Origin of the sequence: Sphingopyxis flava (genome assembly GCF_900168005.1) — a bacterium.
Lineage (GTDB): Bacteria > Pseudomonadota > Alphaproteobacteria > Sphingomonadales > Sphingomonadaceae > Sphingopyxis > Sphingopyxis flava.
This window is the reverse complement of the sequence record NZ_FUYP01000004.1, coordinates 181,429-197,157: the sequence shown is the minus strand read 5'-3', so window position 1 is coordinate 197,157 and position 15,729 is coordinate 181,429. Positions and strand designations below refer to the sequence as shown.

Sequence of the window (15,729 nt, the reverse complement as noted above, 5' to 3'; positions counted from 1 at the left end):
AAAAGCGATGATACTCCGCACCCCCCTCGCCGCCGCATCGGCGTTGGCGCTCGCTGCCTGCGCGGTCGGCCCCGACTATAAGGCGCCCCAATCGGCGTCGGCCCCCGCCGCGACCGGTGCGTTCGTTGCGGCGGACAGCTCCGCCGTCAGCCTCGATCCCGTCGCGCCCGGCTGGTGGCGTCTCTATGACGATCCCGTGCTCGACGGGCTCGTCGCCGATGCCCTGAAGGCCAATACCGACGTTCGCGTAGCCGTTGCCAATATCGCGAAGGCGCGCGCGGCGCTGCGCGGTGCGCGTAGCGACCGGCTGCCGCAGACCGGGATTTCGGCCGGCGCCGACTTTGGCCGTCTGCCCGAAGGCCAGCGTGCGCCCGGCGCGTCCCGCGAAGACTGGACGGTCGATGCCGGGCTGAACGTCGCCTACGAGGTCGACCTGTTCGGCCGCGTTGCGCGCTCGGTCGAGGCGGCACGCGGCGACGTTGCGGCGGCAGAAGCCGATGCCGAGGCGGTACGCGTGATGGTCGTCTCCGACACGACCCTCGCCTATGCCGACGCGGCCTCGGGCGCGGCGCGGCTCGACGTTGCGCAGCATATCGTCGATCTGCTCGACCGGCAGGTGATGCTGACCGGGCGGCGCAAGGAGGCGGGGCTCGCGACGGGCCTCGACCTCGCGCGGATCACGACGCTGCGCGACCAGCGCGCGGCAGACATTCCGGCGCTCGAGGCCGAACGGCAGGCGGCGCTCTTCCGCCTCGCGACGCTGACCGGCCGTGCGCCCGCGGAACTCCCTGCCATTGCAGGCGATCGCAACATCAGCCTCGAAATCACCGATCCCATCCCGGTCGGTGACGGGGCGGCGCTTTTGAAGCGTCGCCCCGACGTTCGCGCCGCCGAACGCCGCCTTGCCGCCGACACGGCGCGGATTGGCGTTGCGACGGCTGACCTTTATCCGCGCATCACGCTCGGCGGATCGGTCGGGTCGACGGGGACGGGTTTCGGCGACATTTTCGGTGGCGGACCGCTGCGCTGGCTGCTGGGGCCGCTGATCAACTGGGCTTTCCCCAATCAGGAGCCCGCGCGGGCGCGGATCGCGGGCGCCGAGGCCGAGGCGCAGGCTTCGCTCGCGCGCTTCGACGGTACCGTGCTGCGCGCGCTCGAGGAAACCGAAACCGCGCTATCGGGCTATGCGCGCGCGCTCGAACAGCGGCAGGCGCTTCGCGCCGCGCGCGAGCAGGCGGCAAAGGCCGCGCGGATCGTGCGCGCGCAGCGCGAGGAAGGCGCCGCGGACTCGCTCGCCTGGCTCGATGCCGAACGCACCGCGGCCGAGGCCGAAGCGGCGCTCGCTGCGCAGGATGCAGCGATTTCGCGCCGGCAGATCGCGCTGTTCCGCGCGCTGGCGGGCGGCTGGTCCTAGGAGGCTGGCTTGCTTGCCGCAACCAGCGGCACCACCCGCGCCATGGCGGCGGCGGCGAGCAGCAGCGTCGCCGCCGCGAAGGCCATCGTCCAGATGGGTTCGCCGGGGAAGAAAGCCTTCATCAGCTGTCCCATCACCGTCGCGACCAGCAATTGCGGCACCACGATGAAGACATTGAACAGTCCCATATAGATGCCGAGCTTCGCCTGCGGCAGACTGGACGCGAGGATCGCGTAGGGCATGGCGAGTACCGAGGCCCAGAAGATGCCAATGAAGATCTCGCTGAGGACGAGCAGGGCGGGGTCGCGCAGCACGAGAAAACTCGCATAGCCCGCCGCGCCGCATATCAGGGCGACGATATGGGTAAGCGCCGCGCCGATCCGCGCCGCGAGCCACGGCAATAGTGTCAGCGCCGCGACCGCTGCGACGCCGTTGTAGATCGCGAACAGCTCGCCGACCCAATTGGCGCCGTCCTGATAGGCGGACGAAGCGGGATCGGTAGCGTGGAAATGATATTGGGTGACGATCGGCGTCGTGTTGATCCACATGATGAAGAGCGCCGACCAGCTGAAGAACTGGACGAGCGCGAGACGCTTCATCAGCGGCGGCATCCCTGCGAAATCGCCGACGATGCTCGACAGCATATTTGCCGTATTGCCCCGCCGCGCGAGCGCGATCGCAATCATCGAGGCGAGACCGTAAGCCGCGAGCAACGCGCCGAGCAGCAAAATTTCGCGGAGCAGCGAAAAGCGCATCTGGACGAAGGCGACGAGGATACCGCTGGCGATCCACGCGAGGCTCGCACCATAGTCGCGCGAGGCGAGCGCGCGCTGTGCGGGCGCCGCCGCTTCGGCACGCGCGGCCTCGAACGCCGTCATCTGTTCGGGGCTATATTCGCTGGTGGAGACGACGGTCCACAGCACCGCGAGGAAGAGCGCGACCCCGCCGAACCAGAAAGCGTAGCGTACCGTGTCGGGAATCTGCCCCGGCGGCGCCACATTGGCGACTCCCATTGCCTCCATCAGCGCGGGAAACAGCGATCCGACCACCGCGCCCGCGCCAATGAACGCGGTCTGCACGGCATAGCCGGCGCTGTGCTGATCCTTGCGCAGCATGTCGCCGACGAAGGCACGGAAGGGTTCCATCGAGATATTGAGCGAGGCGTCGAGCAGCCACAGCATCACCGCCGCGAACCAGACCGCGGGGCTTTCGGGCATCACGAACAGCGCCACCGCGGCGAGGATGGCACCGCCCAGAAAATAGGGGCGCCGGCGGCCGAGACGGCCGAGCCAGGTGCGGTCGCTCATATGGCCGATCACCGGCTGGACCAGCAGCCCGGTGAGCGGCGCCGCGACCCACAGGCCGGGCAGTTTCTCGATATCCTCCCCGAGCGACTGGAAGATGCGGCTCATATTGGCGTTCTGCAGCGCAAAGCCGATCTGGATGCCGAAAAAGCCGAAGCTGATGTTCCACAGGCCGGCAAGGCTCTGTCGCGGCTTCTCCATTGCCTCTCCCTCTTTCTGGCCGCCGGTGCGGCTCGCGCTCGGGCGGACTCTGCCGTGCGGCGCGGAACGGGGCAAGCGGGCCGGGGTGGGTATACGAATGCGTTTGCCTGGCCCCTCCCCTTCAGGGGAGGGGTTGGGCGGGGTTCCGAACCCTTGCGCAAGACCGATGGACCCCACCCCGTTCGACCAGGGCGCGGCTGACGCCGGGCCAATCGTTTAAACTGTCGTGCTCTGCCGCCTGATCAGCCGCGCGGGGAGCATGGTGCGGTCGGCCGCCTCGCCGTCGATGCGGCGGAGCAATGCGTCGACGAGCAGTTCGCCCGCGCCCTTCATGTCCTGCATCAAGGTGGTCAGCGTCGGCGAGGTCTGGCTGGCTGCGGGAATGTCGTCGAAGCCGATCAGCGCAACATCCTGCGGGCAGCCCAGCCCGGCTTCGGCGAGCGCGCGCATCGCGCCGATCGCGATCAGGTCGCTGCCCGCGAAGATGGCGTCGAATGCCTTGCCGCGTGCGAGCAGCGCCTTTGCGGCGGCGTAGCCCGAATCCTCGGACGAAACCGCGTCCTGCTGGAGCGTGGGGTCCGCCGTGAGGCCTGCTGCGGCCAGGGCGCGGCAGAGACCGGTGTAGCGGTCCTGAAATTCGGGCGCATGATCCGACGCATCGCCGAGAAAGGCGATATGCCGCCGCCCGATCTCGACCAGATGTTCGCCTGCCAGCTCGCCCGCGCCGAGATTGTCCGACCCGACGGTCAGCCCGATACTGTCGTCCGACACCGAGCCCCAGCGAACAAACTTGGTCCCCATTTCCACCAGATGCTCGAGCTTTGCGCGGTACAGCTGATAGTCGCCATAGCCCAGCAGGATGATGCCGTCCGACCGGTGGCTGTCCTGATAGGCAACGTGCCAGTCGTTGTGCATCTGCTGGAAACTGATGAGCAGGTCATAGCCCCTCAGCGCACACTGCCGCGTGATCGAACCCAGCATCGACAGGAAGAAAGGGTTGATCATCGAATCGTCGGGGTTCGGGTCCTCGAAGAAGAGCAGCGCCAGCGTATGGGTGCGCTGCGAGCGCAAGCTCGACGCATTTTTGTCGACCGTATAGTTGAGCTCGCGCGCGATGCGCTCGATGTTCGCACGGGTCGCGGCGCTCACCGATTTGCTGCCGCGCAGCGCGCGCGACACGGTCGGCTGCGACACGCCCGCCAGATAGGCGATGTCGAACGACGTCGGCTTGGACGAGGGCGGCGGTCCCATGTTCCTCTCCTGCCTCGCAGCCTTTCCGAAGGCTGCGCGCGCCCCCGAATCTAGCGGGTGGCAGGCGCCGCGCAAGGCTTCGCATCGGGACCTGCGCGGCGCGAAGCAGGCTGTGACATTTTGGTACCAAGCACCGCGGCCGCATAATATGCGTATACGTATACCCTATGGCCGCCGCTGCCGATTGGTCTCAATTGCAGGGCGAAGACGGGAACACCCGCGTGTCGGAGAGGAGCCTGGCGGATGAGCGCCGCCCCTCGACCGATGCGCGGCAAGACTGCCCGTCCGAGTCAGGGGAGCCTTTTCATGACCATGCCGACCATATTCCGCCGCGGCGCCAGCGCGATCGCGCTGGGCCTTGCCTTGACCGCTATCGTGCCGGGCAGCGCGATGGCGCAGAACGCAGGAGCCGCGCCGCTCGACGACGCTGCAGCCGGCGTCGAGGGGGAAATCGTCGTCACCGGCATTCGCGGCGCAATCAACAATTCGGTTCAGGCGAAGAAGGAAAATACGTCGATCGTCGAGGTCGTCTCCGCCGAAGACATCGGCAAGCTGCCGGACCTGTCGATTGCCGAATCGCTGTCGCGCCTTCCCGGCCTTGCAACGCAGCGCCTCGACGGCCGCGCCAATGTCGTGTCGATCCGCGGTCTGGCGCCCGATTTCACTACCACATTGCTCAACGGCCGCGAACAGGTGTCGGCGAGCAACAATCGCGGGGTCGAACTCGACCAATATCCCTCGGAGCTTCTGAACGGCGCCATCGTCTACAAGACCCCCGACGCCTCGCTGATCGGGCAGGCGCTGGGCGGTACGATCGACATGCGGACGGTGCGCCCCCTTGCCTATGGGAAGCGGGCGATCGCGGTCGGCGCCCGCTTCGAGATCAACGACCTCGGCAAGCTCAACCCCGACATTTCGGACAAAGGCTATCGCGCCAATATCTCCTATATCGACCAGAATGCCGACGGGACGCTCGGCTGGGCGATCGGCTACGCCCGCATGCAGTCGCCGACCGCCGAGGAGCGATTCAACGCCTGGGGCTATCCCGAGGTGAGCGACGGCACCAACACCGCGTTCCTGATCGGCGGCGCCAAGCCTTATGTGAAATCGAACGAGTTGAAGCGCGACGGTGTGATGGCCGTGCTCGAATGGGAGCCGAGCGAGAAGTTCCATACGACGCTCGACGGCTATTGGTCGAAGTTCAAGGACGTGCAGCGTCTGCGCGGTATCGAATTGCCGCTGGCGTGGGGCAATTCGACGCTGCTGCCCGGCTTCACCATCGAGAACGGGCTCGTAACGCGGGGCACCTGGTCGGGAACCGAGGCCGTGATGCGCAACGACGTCGTCCACCGCGATTCGACGATCATTGCGGGCGGCTGGAACACCCAGTTCAAGCCCAATGAAAAGCTGACGCTCGAACTCGATCTCGGCTATTCGCGGCTCAAGAAAACCGAGGAGAATCTGGAGATCTATCTCGGCACCGGGCGCGGCGCGGGCGTGGGTGCGCGCGAGACGGCGCTGGGATTCGAGATGCGGCCGAAGGGCGGTATCATCCTCGACGCCTCGCTCGACTATGCCGACCCCAATCTGTTCGTGATCACCGACCCGCAGGGGTGGAACAGCTGCGGCGGTGCGGTGCCCAACTGTCAGGACGGCTTCGTCAACATGCCCAAGATCCGCGACGAGCTCAAGTCGCTGCGTCTGCAGGCGACGCAGGAGCTGGGCGGCGTTTTCAGCAGCCTGCGCGTGGGCGCCAATTATTCGGACCGCGAGAAGAGCCTCGACGACCGTGGCTTCGTGCTGACCAGCACCGATTACCCGGCCAACACCCCGGTGCCTTCGGACTATCTGTTCGACCCGGTCTCGCTCGACTTCATCGGCATCCCCGGCATGGTCGCGTTCGACAGCTGGCGCTATTACAGCGACGGCAATTATACGCTGACCGACGAGGCCGGCTGGACCCCGGGGCGCATCTTCAACGACTATAAGGTTCGCGAAAAGGTGCTGACGGGCTTCGTTCAGGCCAATTTCGACACCGACGCCGGCGGCACGCCGGTCCGGGGCAACGTCGGGGTGCAGATCGTCCACACCGACCAGTCGGCCTCCAGCTTCTATGCCCAGGTCGTGAACGGGCAGACCCAGTCGACTCCCGTCACTGACGGCGTCAAATATACCGAGATTCTCCCCAGCCTGAACCTGACGGTCGAGTTTGCCGACAACAGCTTCCTGCGCTTCGGGGCGGCGCGCATGCTGGCGCGGGCGCGGATGGATCAGCTGAAGCCCGGCGGCGGCGTCAATTTCGACGCGTCGAAGCGCAACAACACCGACATCAACGCCTCCCCCTGGTCGCTCGACCTCGGCAACGCGAAGCTGCGGCCGCTGATGGCCGAAGCCGTCGATGTCGCGGTCGAGAAATATTTCGGACAGGGCGCCTATGTGTCGCTGGGTGGATTCTACAAATATCTCGAGAACTATATCTATCGCCAGAGCGACGCGTTCGATTTCACCGGCTTTGAAATTCCCGACGGCGGCACGGTCGCCACCTATCAAGGCATCGCGAATCAGTGGCGGAACGGGACCGGCGGCCACCTCTATGGCGCCGAAGCCTCGCTCTCGCTGCCCTTTGCGACCTTCACCCGCGCGCTCGACGGCTTCGGTGTGCTCGCCAGCGGCTCCTATACCAAGAGCCGCGTCCGCGAAGGCGGTGCCGCACCGATCGCCATGCCGGGCCTGTCGCGCTGGGTCGTCAACGGAACCGCCTATTTCGAAAAGGCGGGGTTCCAGGCGCGAGTGTCGGGCCGCTATCGCTCCAAATTCCTCGCGGAGGTTTCGGGGCTGAGCCTCGTTCGCGACAAGGTGATGGCGAAGAGCGAATTCGTGGTCGACGCGCAGATCGGCTATACGTTCCAGAGCGGTACGCTCGAAGGACTGGGCATCCTGCTCCAGGCGTCGAACCTGACGAACGAGCCGTTCGTTACCTATTACAACAACGACCCCCGCCAGATCCGCGACTATCAGAATTACGGCCGCAACTTCATGGCGGGCATCACCTACAAATTCTGAGTTGAACGGCGGGCCGGATGGCATGTCCGGCCCCCCGTGGCGGGGCGAGCGGTCCCCGGACGGCATGCACGAGAGGGAAGGGGAAGAGTGAGCGACAGTCGCATCACAAAGGTGGTGATCGTCGGCGGCGGAACGGCGGGCTGGATGGCGGCCGCGGCGCTGTCCCGCACGATGGACGGCCTGTCGATCCGGCTGGTCGAGAGCGAGGAAATCGGCACCGTGGGGGTGGGCGAGGCGGCGATTCCGTCGATCCGCCTGTTCAACGCGCTGATCGGCATCGACGAGGATGATTTCGTCCGCGAGACGCGCGGATCGTTCAAACTGGGGATCGAGTTCCAGAACTGGGGGCGCATCGGCGATGTCTATATGCACGCCTTCGGGCAGATCGGGCGCAGCCTCGGCATGCTGCCGTTCCAGCAATTTTGGCTGCGCGGCCGGGCAGAGGGCGTCGCGGGCCGCTTCGGCACCTATTCGCTGAACGAGACGGCGGCGCTTCAGAACCGCTTTGCCCGGCTTCCCCATATCCCGAACACGGGCCTCGACGGCATCGCCTATGCCTTTCACTTCGACGCGGCGCTCTATGCGGCCTATTTGCGCCGGATCGCCGAAGCTGCCGGGGTAGATCGCACGGAAGGCAAGATCGCCGAGGTCCGGTGGGACGGCGAGAGCGGCCATGTAGAAGCGGTCGTCCTCGAAGACGGAACCGCGATCGACGGCGAGCTTTTCATCGACTGCTCGGGCTTTCGCGCGCTGCTGATCGAGAGCGCTCTCCAAACCGGTTTTGAGGACTGGACGCATTGGCTTCCGTGCGACCGCGCGATTGCCGTGCCCAGCGAAAATATCGGCCCAGCGCGGCCCTATACGCAGGCAATCGCACACCAGAGCGGCTGGCAATGGCGCATCCCGCTCCAGCACCGCACGGGAAACGGCCATGTCTTTTGCAGCGACTTCATCAGCGAGGACGAGGCGGCCGCGGTGCTGCTCGCCCATATCGGAGGGCGGCTGCTCGCCGAACCGCGGACGCTGCGTTTCCGGACCGGAATGCGCAGCCGGGCCTGGAGCGGCAATGTCGTCGCGCTGGGCCTTGCCTCGGGCTTCCTCGAACCCCTCGAATCGACGAGCATCCATCTGATCCAGAACGGTATCGCGCGGCTGCTCGCGCATTTTCCGGGCCGCGATTTCGATGCCGCCAATGTCGACGCCTACAACCGGCGGGTTCGCTTCGATTATGAGCGCATCCGCGACTTCATCATCCTGCACTATCATGCCAATCAGCGCACCGATTCCGCGTTCTGGACGCGGTGCCGCGAGATGGCGATCCCCGAGACACTGATGCAAAAGATCGATCTGTTTCGAAGCCAGGGGCGGATCGTTCGCGAGGGCGACGAGCTGTTCGTGGAGATCGGCTGGTTCCAGGTGCTCACCGGGCAGAATGTCGCGCCGCGCGCCTATCACCCTATGGCTGATCAACTGAGCCGCGACGAGCTGTCGGGCTTTTTCGGCGATATCAAAACGATCGTGGCAGGCACCGCGTCGCGGCTTCCCACCCATGACGATTTCATCGCGCAGCATTGCGCGGCAGGAGTGACCGTATGAGCCTTTTTACGTCGCTCGTGGCGCTGAGCATGGCGGGCACCACGCCCGCCGCCGCGCCTGCAGAAGATTATCGTCAGCGGCGGCCGGAAGACGAAATCATCTATTTCCTGCTGCCCGACCGGTTTGAAAATGGCGACCCGTCGAACGACCGGGGCGGACTGGAGGGCGACCGGCTGATGACGGGTTACGACCCGAGCGCCAAAGGCTTTTTCCACGGCGGGGATCTTCAGGGCGTGATCCAGCGGCTCGACTATATCCAGTCGCTCGGTGCAACCGCGATCTGGCTGTCGCCGGTGTTCAAGAACAAGGTGGTGCAGGGGCCGAAGGGGCGGGAGAGCGCGGGCTATCACGGCTATTGGGTGACCGATTTTACCCGGGTCGACCCGCATTTGGGCACCAATGCCGATTTCAAGGCGCTGGTCGATGCTGCGCATGCGCGCGGGATGAAGGTCTATATGGACATTCTCATCAACCATACCGCCGACGTCATCGAGATGGCCGAATGCGACGGCTATGACTGCCCCTATCGCAGCCGCGCCGACTATCCCTATTTGCGCCGCGCCGCCGACGGGGCGCCGATCAACAGCGGTTTCGCGGGCGATGCCGTCCCCTCGGTGGAGAATTTCGCCCGGCTGACCGATCCGAACTTCGCCTATACGGTCAAAATCGATCCGCGCGAAGAGGACATCAAGGTCCCCGCGTGGCTCAACGATCCCATCTATTACCACAATCGCGGCAATTCGACCTTCACCGGCGAAAGCGCGACGATGGGCGATTTCGTGGGGCTGGACGATCTGATGACCGAAGATCCTCGCGTGGTTCAGGGGTTCATCGACATTTATGGCGACTGGATCGACACCTATAAGGTCGACGGGTTCCGCATCGACACCGCCAAGCATGTAAATCCGGAGTTCTGGCGGGTGTTCACGCCCGCCATGCTCGACCGCGCGGCGGAGAACGGCATCCCCCATTTCCATATCTTCGGCGAATATGCGACGGGCGACATGGATCCGACAATCACCGCGCAGGGCACGCGCGTCGCAGGATTGCCTGCGAGCCTCGACTTTCCCTTCTTCGCCGCGGTCCGCGACGTGGTTGGGGGAGACAGGGCGCCCGACTGGCTGGAGAAGCTGTTCTCGGCCGATCCCCTCTACGGCGACGAAGCCGTCGCGCTCCAGCTTCCGACCTTTACCGGAAACCATGACTTCGGCCGCTTCGCTTACTATGCGCGCAAGGCCTTTCCGGCCGCGGACGATGCGCAGCTGCTACGCCGCGTCGAGCTTGCGCATGCGCTGCTGCTCGGACTGCGCGGCGTGCCGGTCCTCTATGCGGGCGACGAGCAGGGCTTTACCGGTGACGGCGGCGATCAGGACGCGCGTGAGGACATGTTTGCGTCCAAGGTCGCGGTCTACAATGACAATGATCTGATCGGCACCGACGCGACGACCGCCGAGAGCAATTTCGACCCCGACCACCCGCTCTACCGCGCCTTAGCGCGTCTCGCGAAACTGCGGCGGGACCATGTCGCGCTGCGCCGCGGCCGACAGATTATTCGCAGCTACGCCGAAAAGCCGGGGTTGTTCGCGGTATCGCGCATTGATCCGGCGTCGGGGCAGGAAATCCTCCTTGCCTTCAACACCGCTAATGCGCCGCTGAGCGCTAACGTCGCCGTCGATCCGGCCAAGAACAGCTACGCGGCGCTCTACGGCGATTGCCCGGCGGCGGTCGCGGCGCCGGGACAACTCTCCATCCAGCTGCCGCCGCTTGGATATATGATCTGCGAAACCCGATGACCGAACTCTCCCCCCTGCCGTCCGCCCCGCGATCGCAGCCTTTGTGGTGGAAGGGCGCGGTCATTTATCAGATCTATCCGCGCAGCTTCGCCGATTCGAACGGCGATGGCGTCGGGGATCTCGCGGGGATCACCGCGCGGCTCGACTATATCGCCTCGCTTGGGGTCGATGCGATCTGGCTCTCGCCTTTCTATCCCTCGCCGATGGACGATTTCGGCTATGACATCGCCGATTATTGCGACGTCGACCCGATCTTCGGCACGCTAGCCGATTTCGACGCGCTCGTCGCGCGCGCGCATGCGCTGGGGCTGAATGTGACGACCGACCTCGTCTTTGCGCACACCTCCGACCGGCACGCCTGGTTCGCGCAGAGCCGTGCGAGCCGGGACAATGCGAAGGCCGACTGGTATGTCTGGGCTGATGCGAAACCCGACGGGTCGCCGCCGACGAACTGGCAATCGGTGTTTGGCGGACCGGCGTGGACGTGGGATGCGCGACGCGGTCAATATTATCTGCATAATTTCCTTGGCTCGCAGCCGCAGCTCAACGTCCATAACCGCGCCGTGCAGGACGCGCTGCTCGCCGTCGTGCGCTTCTGGCTCGATCGCGGGGTCGACGGGTTCCGCATCGATGCGATCAACTTTTCGATGCACGACCCCCGGCTTCGCGACAATCCGCCCGCGCCGCCGTCGAACAAGCCGCGCACTCGGCCGTTCGACTTTCAGCAGAAGATCTACAACCAGTCGCATCCCGACATTCCCTTGTTCCTCGAACGCATCCGCGGGCTGACCGACGAATATGCGGGCCGCTTCACCGTCGCCGAAGTCGGCGGTGACGATGCGGCGCGCGAGATGAAGCTGTTCACCGCGGGCGACCGGCGGCTGCACAGCGCCTATGGCTTCGATTTCCTCTATGCCGATCGCCTGACGCCGCAGCTGGTGCGCAAAGCGGCGGAGGGCTGGCCCGACGCCCCGGGAGTCGGCTGGCCAAGCTGGGCGTTTGAGAATCACGACGCGCCACGCGCGCTGTCGCGCTGGACGCCCGAGGGCGTCGATCCCGCGGCCTATGCGCGGATGAAGATGGCGCTGCTCTGCGCGCTGCGCGGCAACGTCATCCTTTATAACGGCGAGGAACTGGGGCTGGGGCAGGTCGAAATCCCCTTTGAACTCGTCAAGGATCCTGAGGCGCGCAAGAATTGGCCACTGACCCTGTCGCGCGACGGCGCGCGCACTCCGATGCCCTGGACGGCGGAGGCGATGCACGCGGGCTTTTCCAACGTCGACCCCTGGCTGCCCTTGGGGGCGGATCATGCTGCGCTGGCGGTCGACCGGCAGGAAGCCGACCCCACCTCGATGCTCGCGCTGACCCGCCGACTCGTTGCGCTGCGTGCCGCGCATCCCGCGCTGCGCCGCGGGCGCAATGCGCGGTGGATAGCTGAGGGCGATCTGCTGGCGTTTGATCGCATTGCAAATGAGGAGACGATCCGCTGTCTCTTGAATCTTGGCGGCGCTACGATCGACATTGCCGCGCTGGGCGCGGCCGGCGCACCGCTTGTGGCGCTGAACGGCGCCAGCCCCGCCCAGCTGCCACCTTGCGGCGCGCTCTGGCTCCAGATGGAAGGATAATTTCGATGTTTCGTCCTACCCCTTTCGCGATTCTGACTTCCTTCGCGCTTCTCGCCGCGACGTCCGCGCGCGCGCAGGAGGCGCGGCCGCAGCAGACGCTTGCCTCCCCGGACGGCAGCATCATGCTCACTGTGTCGACCGATAACGACGCGCGCCCGACCTGGTCGCTGTCGCGCAAGGGCAAGCTGTTGATCGCGCCGTCGAAGCTCGGCTTCCTGCTGACCGACGGCGTCGGTCTCCAGCGCGGCTTTGCGATCGAAGGCGCCGAGCGCGCGAGCGGGGACGATATATGGGAGCAGCCATGGGGCGAACGGCGCTATGTTCGCGACCATTTTAATGAGCTGCTCGTTCGCTTCCGCCAGGATGAAAGCTGGGGCGGCCGTGCAATGAATCTGCGCTTTCGCTTGTTCGATAACGGCATCGGCTTCCGCTACGAACTGCCGGAACAGGCGGGGTTCAAGACCGCGAAGATCGCCGACGAGATCACCGAATTCGATATCGCGCCCGAGGGCACCGCCTGGTGGATCGCGGGGGGCGAGTGGAACCGCTACGAGCAGATGTATCAAAAAACGCCGATCGACGCGGTCGCAACCGCGCATACGCCGCTTACGATGCGTCTCGACGACGGCACGCATCTGGCGTTCCACGAAGCCGCGCTGGTCGATTATTCGGGCATGTGGCTGAAGCGAGTAGAGGGACGCAAGTTTCGCGCGACGCTTGCGCCTTCGTCGCGGGGGCCGCGCGTCGTGCGCGACCTTCCCTTTCATACGCCGTGGCGGACAATCCGTATCGCCGACGATGCGGCGGGGCTGGTCGAGAATGACCTCGAGCTCAACCTCAACGAACCGAACAAGCTGGGCGACGTCAGCTGGTTCAAGCCGATGAAATATATCGGCATTTGGTGGGGGATGATCCGTGGGCCCTGGAGCTGGGCCGAAGGGCCGAACCACGGCGCGACAAGCGAACGGACGAAGCAATATATCGATTTCGCGTCGAAGCACGGCTTTGGCGGCGTTCTCGTCGAGGGGTGGAACAAGGGCTGGAACAGCAATTGGTTCGGTCACGGCGACGCGTATAGCTTCACCGAGCCCACCCCCGATTTCGACCTGAAAGCGGTTGCCGATTATGCGCGCAAAAAAGGCGTGACGCTGATCGGTCACCATGAGACTGGCGGCAATATCGCAAATTACGAAGCGCAGCTTGACGATGCGATGGCCCTGTACGGCAAGCTCGGGGTTGCGGCGGTGAAGACCGGCTATGTCGCCGATGCGGGCGGGATCATCGCGCCGGGTGCAGCGCCTGGGACGCGTGCGATGGAATGGCATGACGGGCAACGCCAGGTCACGCACCATCTCAAAGTCGTCGAAGTCGCCGCAAAGCATCATATTGCGGTCAACCCCCACGAGCCGGTGAAGGACACGGGGCTGCGACGCACATACCCGAATTGGGTTTCGCGCGAGGGAGCGCGGGGGATGGAATATAATGCGTGGAGCGATTTTGGAAGCGGTCCAGACCATGAACCGACGCTGGTTTACACGCGGATGTTGTCGGGCCCGATGGATTACACGCCCGGCGTTCTGAGCCTCGAAGGGTCGAACAAGGCGCCATTTGCATCGACGCTTGCCAAACAGCTCGGTCTCTATCTGGCCATTTATTCGCCAATCCAGATGGCGGCTGATTTCATCGAAAATCTGGAGGCGCACCCGCGCGAGCTCGAGTTCATCAAGGCAGTGCCCGCCGACTGGGCCGAAAGCCATCTGATCGCGGGCGAAGTTGGCGACTATGCGATCTTTGCGCGCAAGGACCGGAACAGCGCCGACTGGTATGTCGGCGGCGTTAACGACGCGACCGAGCGGACGCTGACCCTGCGCCTTGATTTCCTCGACCCAGGCAAGCGCTATACTGCGACGGTCTGGAAGGACGGGGCGGGCGCTACCTATCTGACCGAGGCGCGGCACAAAATCGCCTATGAGTCCATCGAAGTGAAGAAAGGTGACGCCTACAGGCTGTGGCTTGCTCCCGGCGGCGGCGCGGCGATCCGATTGGAGGCGATACGATAAACCTGGCCCGATGAGCCGCAGAAACCCCATCGTTTACGCGGCCTTTACCACTCCTGAGGCATGACATTGTCCGATGTTTGCCACTGGGGATGATTGATGGACAGCATGCGCGGGTTGCTTACGGGCAGCTACGGCCACGATGACGGCGGCATCGACGCTCCCCCCGCGGTCGGTGTCGACGAGCGGCGAATGCAGGTCCGGGCCTATAATCACTGGGCTTCGCTGCTCGCCGATCGTGCCTATCCCTCGGTGGAAGACCTCGACCTCGACCGCGCGGGCGACTTCGGCCCGCACTCGGTGCTGCTCGACTTCACCTCGGGGATCGAGAACCCCGCCATCGCCTTCCTCGGGGACCGCTTGCGCGCTGAGTCGCAGATCGACCCCGATGTCCAGTATATCAGCCAGATACCGGGACGCTCGCTGCTGTCACGGCTTACGGACCATTATCTCCAGATCATCGCGAACCGCACGCCGATCGGCTTCGAGGCCGAGTTCGTGAACGACCGCGGATTGACGATCATGTATCGCGGCATTCTGCTGCCCTTCTCGTCCGATGACGACACGATCGACTTCATTTTGGGGGTCATCAACTGGAAGGAAGCGGTGCCCGCCGACGAGGAGGAGGAACTCCAGCTGTCGGTCGATCAGGCCATGCGCAGCGCCGCACCGCTCACTGCGCCGATGCCGCTTTGGGCCGACGGCCCCGACTCGGGGCATATCGCCGCCGATGCGACTCCCGGGTTTGCGGCGTTCGACCAGCTCGTCGAAGACCTCGATCCGGCAAACGGCGCGCCGTCCGATCCGGGCGAAGATGCAGATCTTGCCGATTGGCTCGCGGCCGCGCGCGAAACAGCCGAACGGGCAAGCGCCGCCGACAGCCGCAGCCGCAGCGCGCTTTATCAGGCCGTCGGCAAGGCGTGGGACTTCGCGCTCGTTGCCGAAACGCAACCCGAGGCGTTCGCCGAGCTGCTCGAGGACGCGGGGCTGAGTGCGCAGGCGCGCGCGCCGATGACCCCTGTGGTCAAGCTCGTCTTCGGCGCGCATTATGACAAGACACGGGTCGCCGAATATGCGTGCGTGCTCGGCCACGCTCGCGAAGAAGGGGTCGGACGCGGGGAGCTCGCTGCCTATCTCGATCGCTATCCGGGCGGCCTCAAGGGAGTGGTCAAGGACGTGCGAGCGCGCCGCAGGCCTGCCGCGCGCGAGGACGACACGGGCGCGACGCTCGATGTGCTGCGCCGCGCGCATCCGGCAGTGATCCTGGAGCATGACGCAGGCAATGCCGAATTCGTCGTGCTCATCGCGCGTGCGATGCCGGGCGGGCATATCGGCATTGTCGCCAAGGCTGCAGAAGATGCGGCGTTGGTCGCGCGGCTCGCGAAAAAAGCGATTGCAATCGGTCCTGGCGGTTGAAGCATCTTC

9 protein-coding genes are annotated in these 15,729 nt (G+C 65.1%); 7 read left to right on the top strand and 2 right to left on the bottom strand.

The genetic code is table 11. The annotated features are described in order from the left end of the window. Positions 1-7 precede the first annotated feature (7 nt). Positions 8-1,414, top strand: a complete 1,407-nt coding sequence (locus B5X69_RS04930; RefSeq protein ID WP_079637579.1) for an efflux transporter outer membrane subunit — start codon at positions 8-10, stop codon at positions 1,412-1,414. Here the strand turns inward: B5X69_RS04930 and B5X69_RS04925 are convergent. Then, a complete protein-coding gene (locus B5X69_RS04925) occupies positions 1,411-2,919 on the bottom strand; it encodes an MFS transporter (protein ID WP_079637578.1) in 1,509 nt (502 codons plus the stop codon). The two genes, B5X69_RS04930 and B5X69_RS04925, sit on opposite strands and share 4 nt — an antisense overlap. 216 nt (positions 2,920-3,135) lie before the next feature. Beyond that, the gene (locus B5X69_RS04920; RefSeq protein WP_079637577.1) at positions 3,136-4,170 is read right to left on the bottom strand and encodes a LacI family DNA-binding transcriptional regulator; all 1,035 of its coding nucleotides are present in this window, start codon (positions 4,168-4,170) and stop codon (positions 3,136-3,138) included. 306 nt (positions 4,171-4,476) lie between these two features. Between B5X69_RS04920 and B5X69_RS04915 the strand changes: the two genes are divergently transcribed. The 6 genes from B5X69_RS04915 to B5X69_RS04890 all read left to right on the top strand — a co-directional run bounded on the left by B5X69_RS04915 (position 4,477) and on the right by B5X69_RS04890 (position 15,720). Further along, positions 4,477-7,233, top strand: coding sequence for a TonB-dependent receptor (locus B5X69_RS04915; RefSeq protein WP_217699097.1), 2,757 nt, complete (start codon positions 4,477-4,479; stop codon positions 7,231-7,233). Between the two features lie 87 nt (positions 7,234-7,320). Then, complete coding sequence (locus B5X69_RS04910) at positions 7,321-8,829, top strand: tryptophan halogenase family protein (RefSeq protein ID WP_079637576.1); 1,509 nt, start codon at positions 7,321-7,323, stop codon at positions 8,827-8,829. Then, positions 8,826-10,622, top strand: a complete 1,797-nt coding sequence (locus B5X69_RS04905; protein WP_079637575.1) for an alpha-amylase family glycosyl hydrolase — start codon at positions 8,826-8,828, stop codon at positions 10,620-10,622. The genes B5X69_RS04910 and B5X69_RS04905 overlap by 4 nt, the downstream gene beginning before the upstream one ends. After that, a complete protein-coding gene (locus B5X69_RS04900) occupies positions 10,619-12,247 on the top strand; it encodes an alpha-amylase family glycosyl hydrolase (RefSeq protein WP_079637574.1) in 1,629 nt (542 codons plus the stop codon). The genes B5X69_RS04905 and B5X69_RS04900 overlap by 4 nt, the downstream gene beginning before the upstream one ends. Positions 12,248-12,252: 5 nt before the next feature. Beyond that, positions 12,253-14,307: a glycoside hydrolase family 97 protein gene (locus tag B5X69_RS04895; protein ID WP_079637573.1), complete on the top strand. Its 2,055-nt coding sequence runs from the start codon at positions 12,253-12,255 to the stop codon at positions 14,305-14,307. Between the two features lie 96 nt (positions 14,308-14,403). Continuing rightward, positions 14,404-15,720, top strand: a complete 1,317-nt coding sequence (locus B5X69_RS04890) for a PAS domain-containing protein (RefSeq protein ID WP_079637572.1) — start codon at positions 14,404-14,406, stop codon at positions 15,718-15,720. The last annotated feature ends 9 nt before the right edge of the window (positions 15,721-15,729 follow it).

What these genes read in the sequence shown, in the direction of transcription:
- B5X69_RS04930 (WP_079637579.1), top strand. Translation starts at nt 8, where the DNA reads ATGATACTCCGCACCCCCCTCGCCGCCGCATCGGCGTTGGCGCTCGCT.
- B5X69_RS04925 (WP_079637578.1), bottom strand. Translation starts at nt 2,919, where the DNA reads ATGGAGAAGCCGCGACAGAGCCTTGCCGGCCTGTGGAACATCAGCTTC.
- B5X69_RS04920 (WP_079637577.1), bottom strand. Translation starts at nt 4,170, where the DNA reads ATGGGACCGCCGCCCTCGTCCAAGCCGACGTCGTTCGACATCGCCTAT.
- B5X69_RS04915 (WP_217699097.1), top strand. Translation starts at nt 4,477, where the DNA reads ATGACCATGCCGACCATATTCCGCCGCGGCGCCAGCGCGATCGCGCTG.
- B5X69_RS04905 (WP_079637575.1), top strand. Translation starts at nt 8,826, where the DNA reads ATGAGCCTTTTTACGTCGCTCGTGGCGCTGAGCATGGCGGGCACCACG.
- B5X69_RS04900 (WP_079637574.1), top strand. Translation starts at nt 10,619, where the DNA reads ATGACCGAACTCTCCCCCCTGCCGTCCGCCCCGCGATCGCAGCCTTTG.
- B5X69_RS04895 (WP_079637573.1), top strand. Translation starts at nt 12,253, where the DNA reads ATGTTTCGTCCTACCCCTTTCGCGATTCTGACTTCCTTCGCGCTTCTC.
- B5X69_RS04890 (WP_079637572.1), top strand. Translation starts at nt 14,404, where the DNA reads ATGGACAGCATGCGCGGGTTGCTTACGGGCAGCTACGGCCACGATGAC.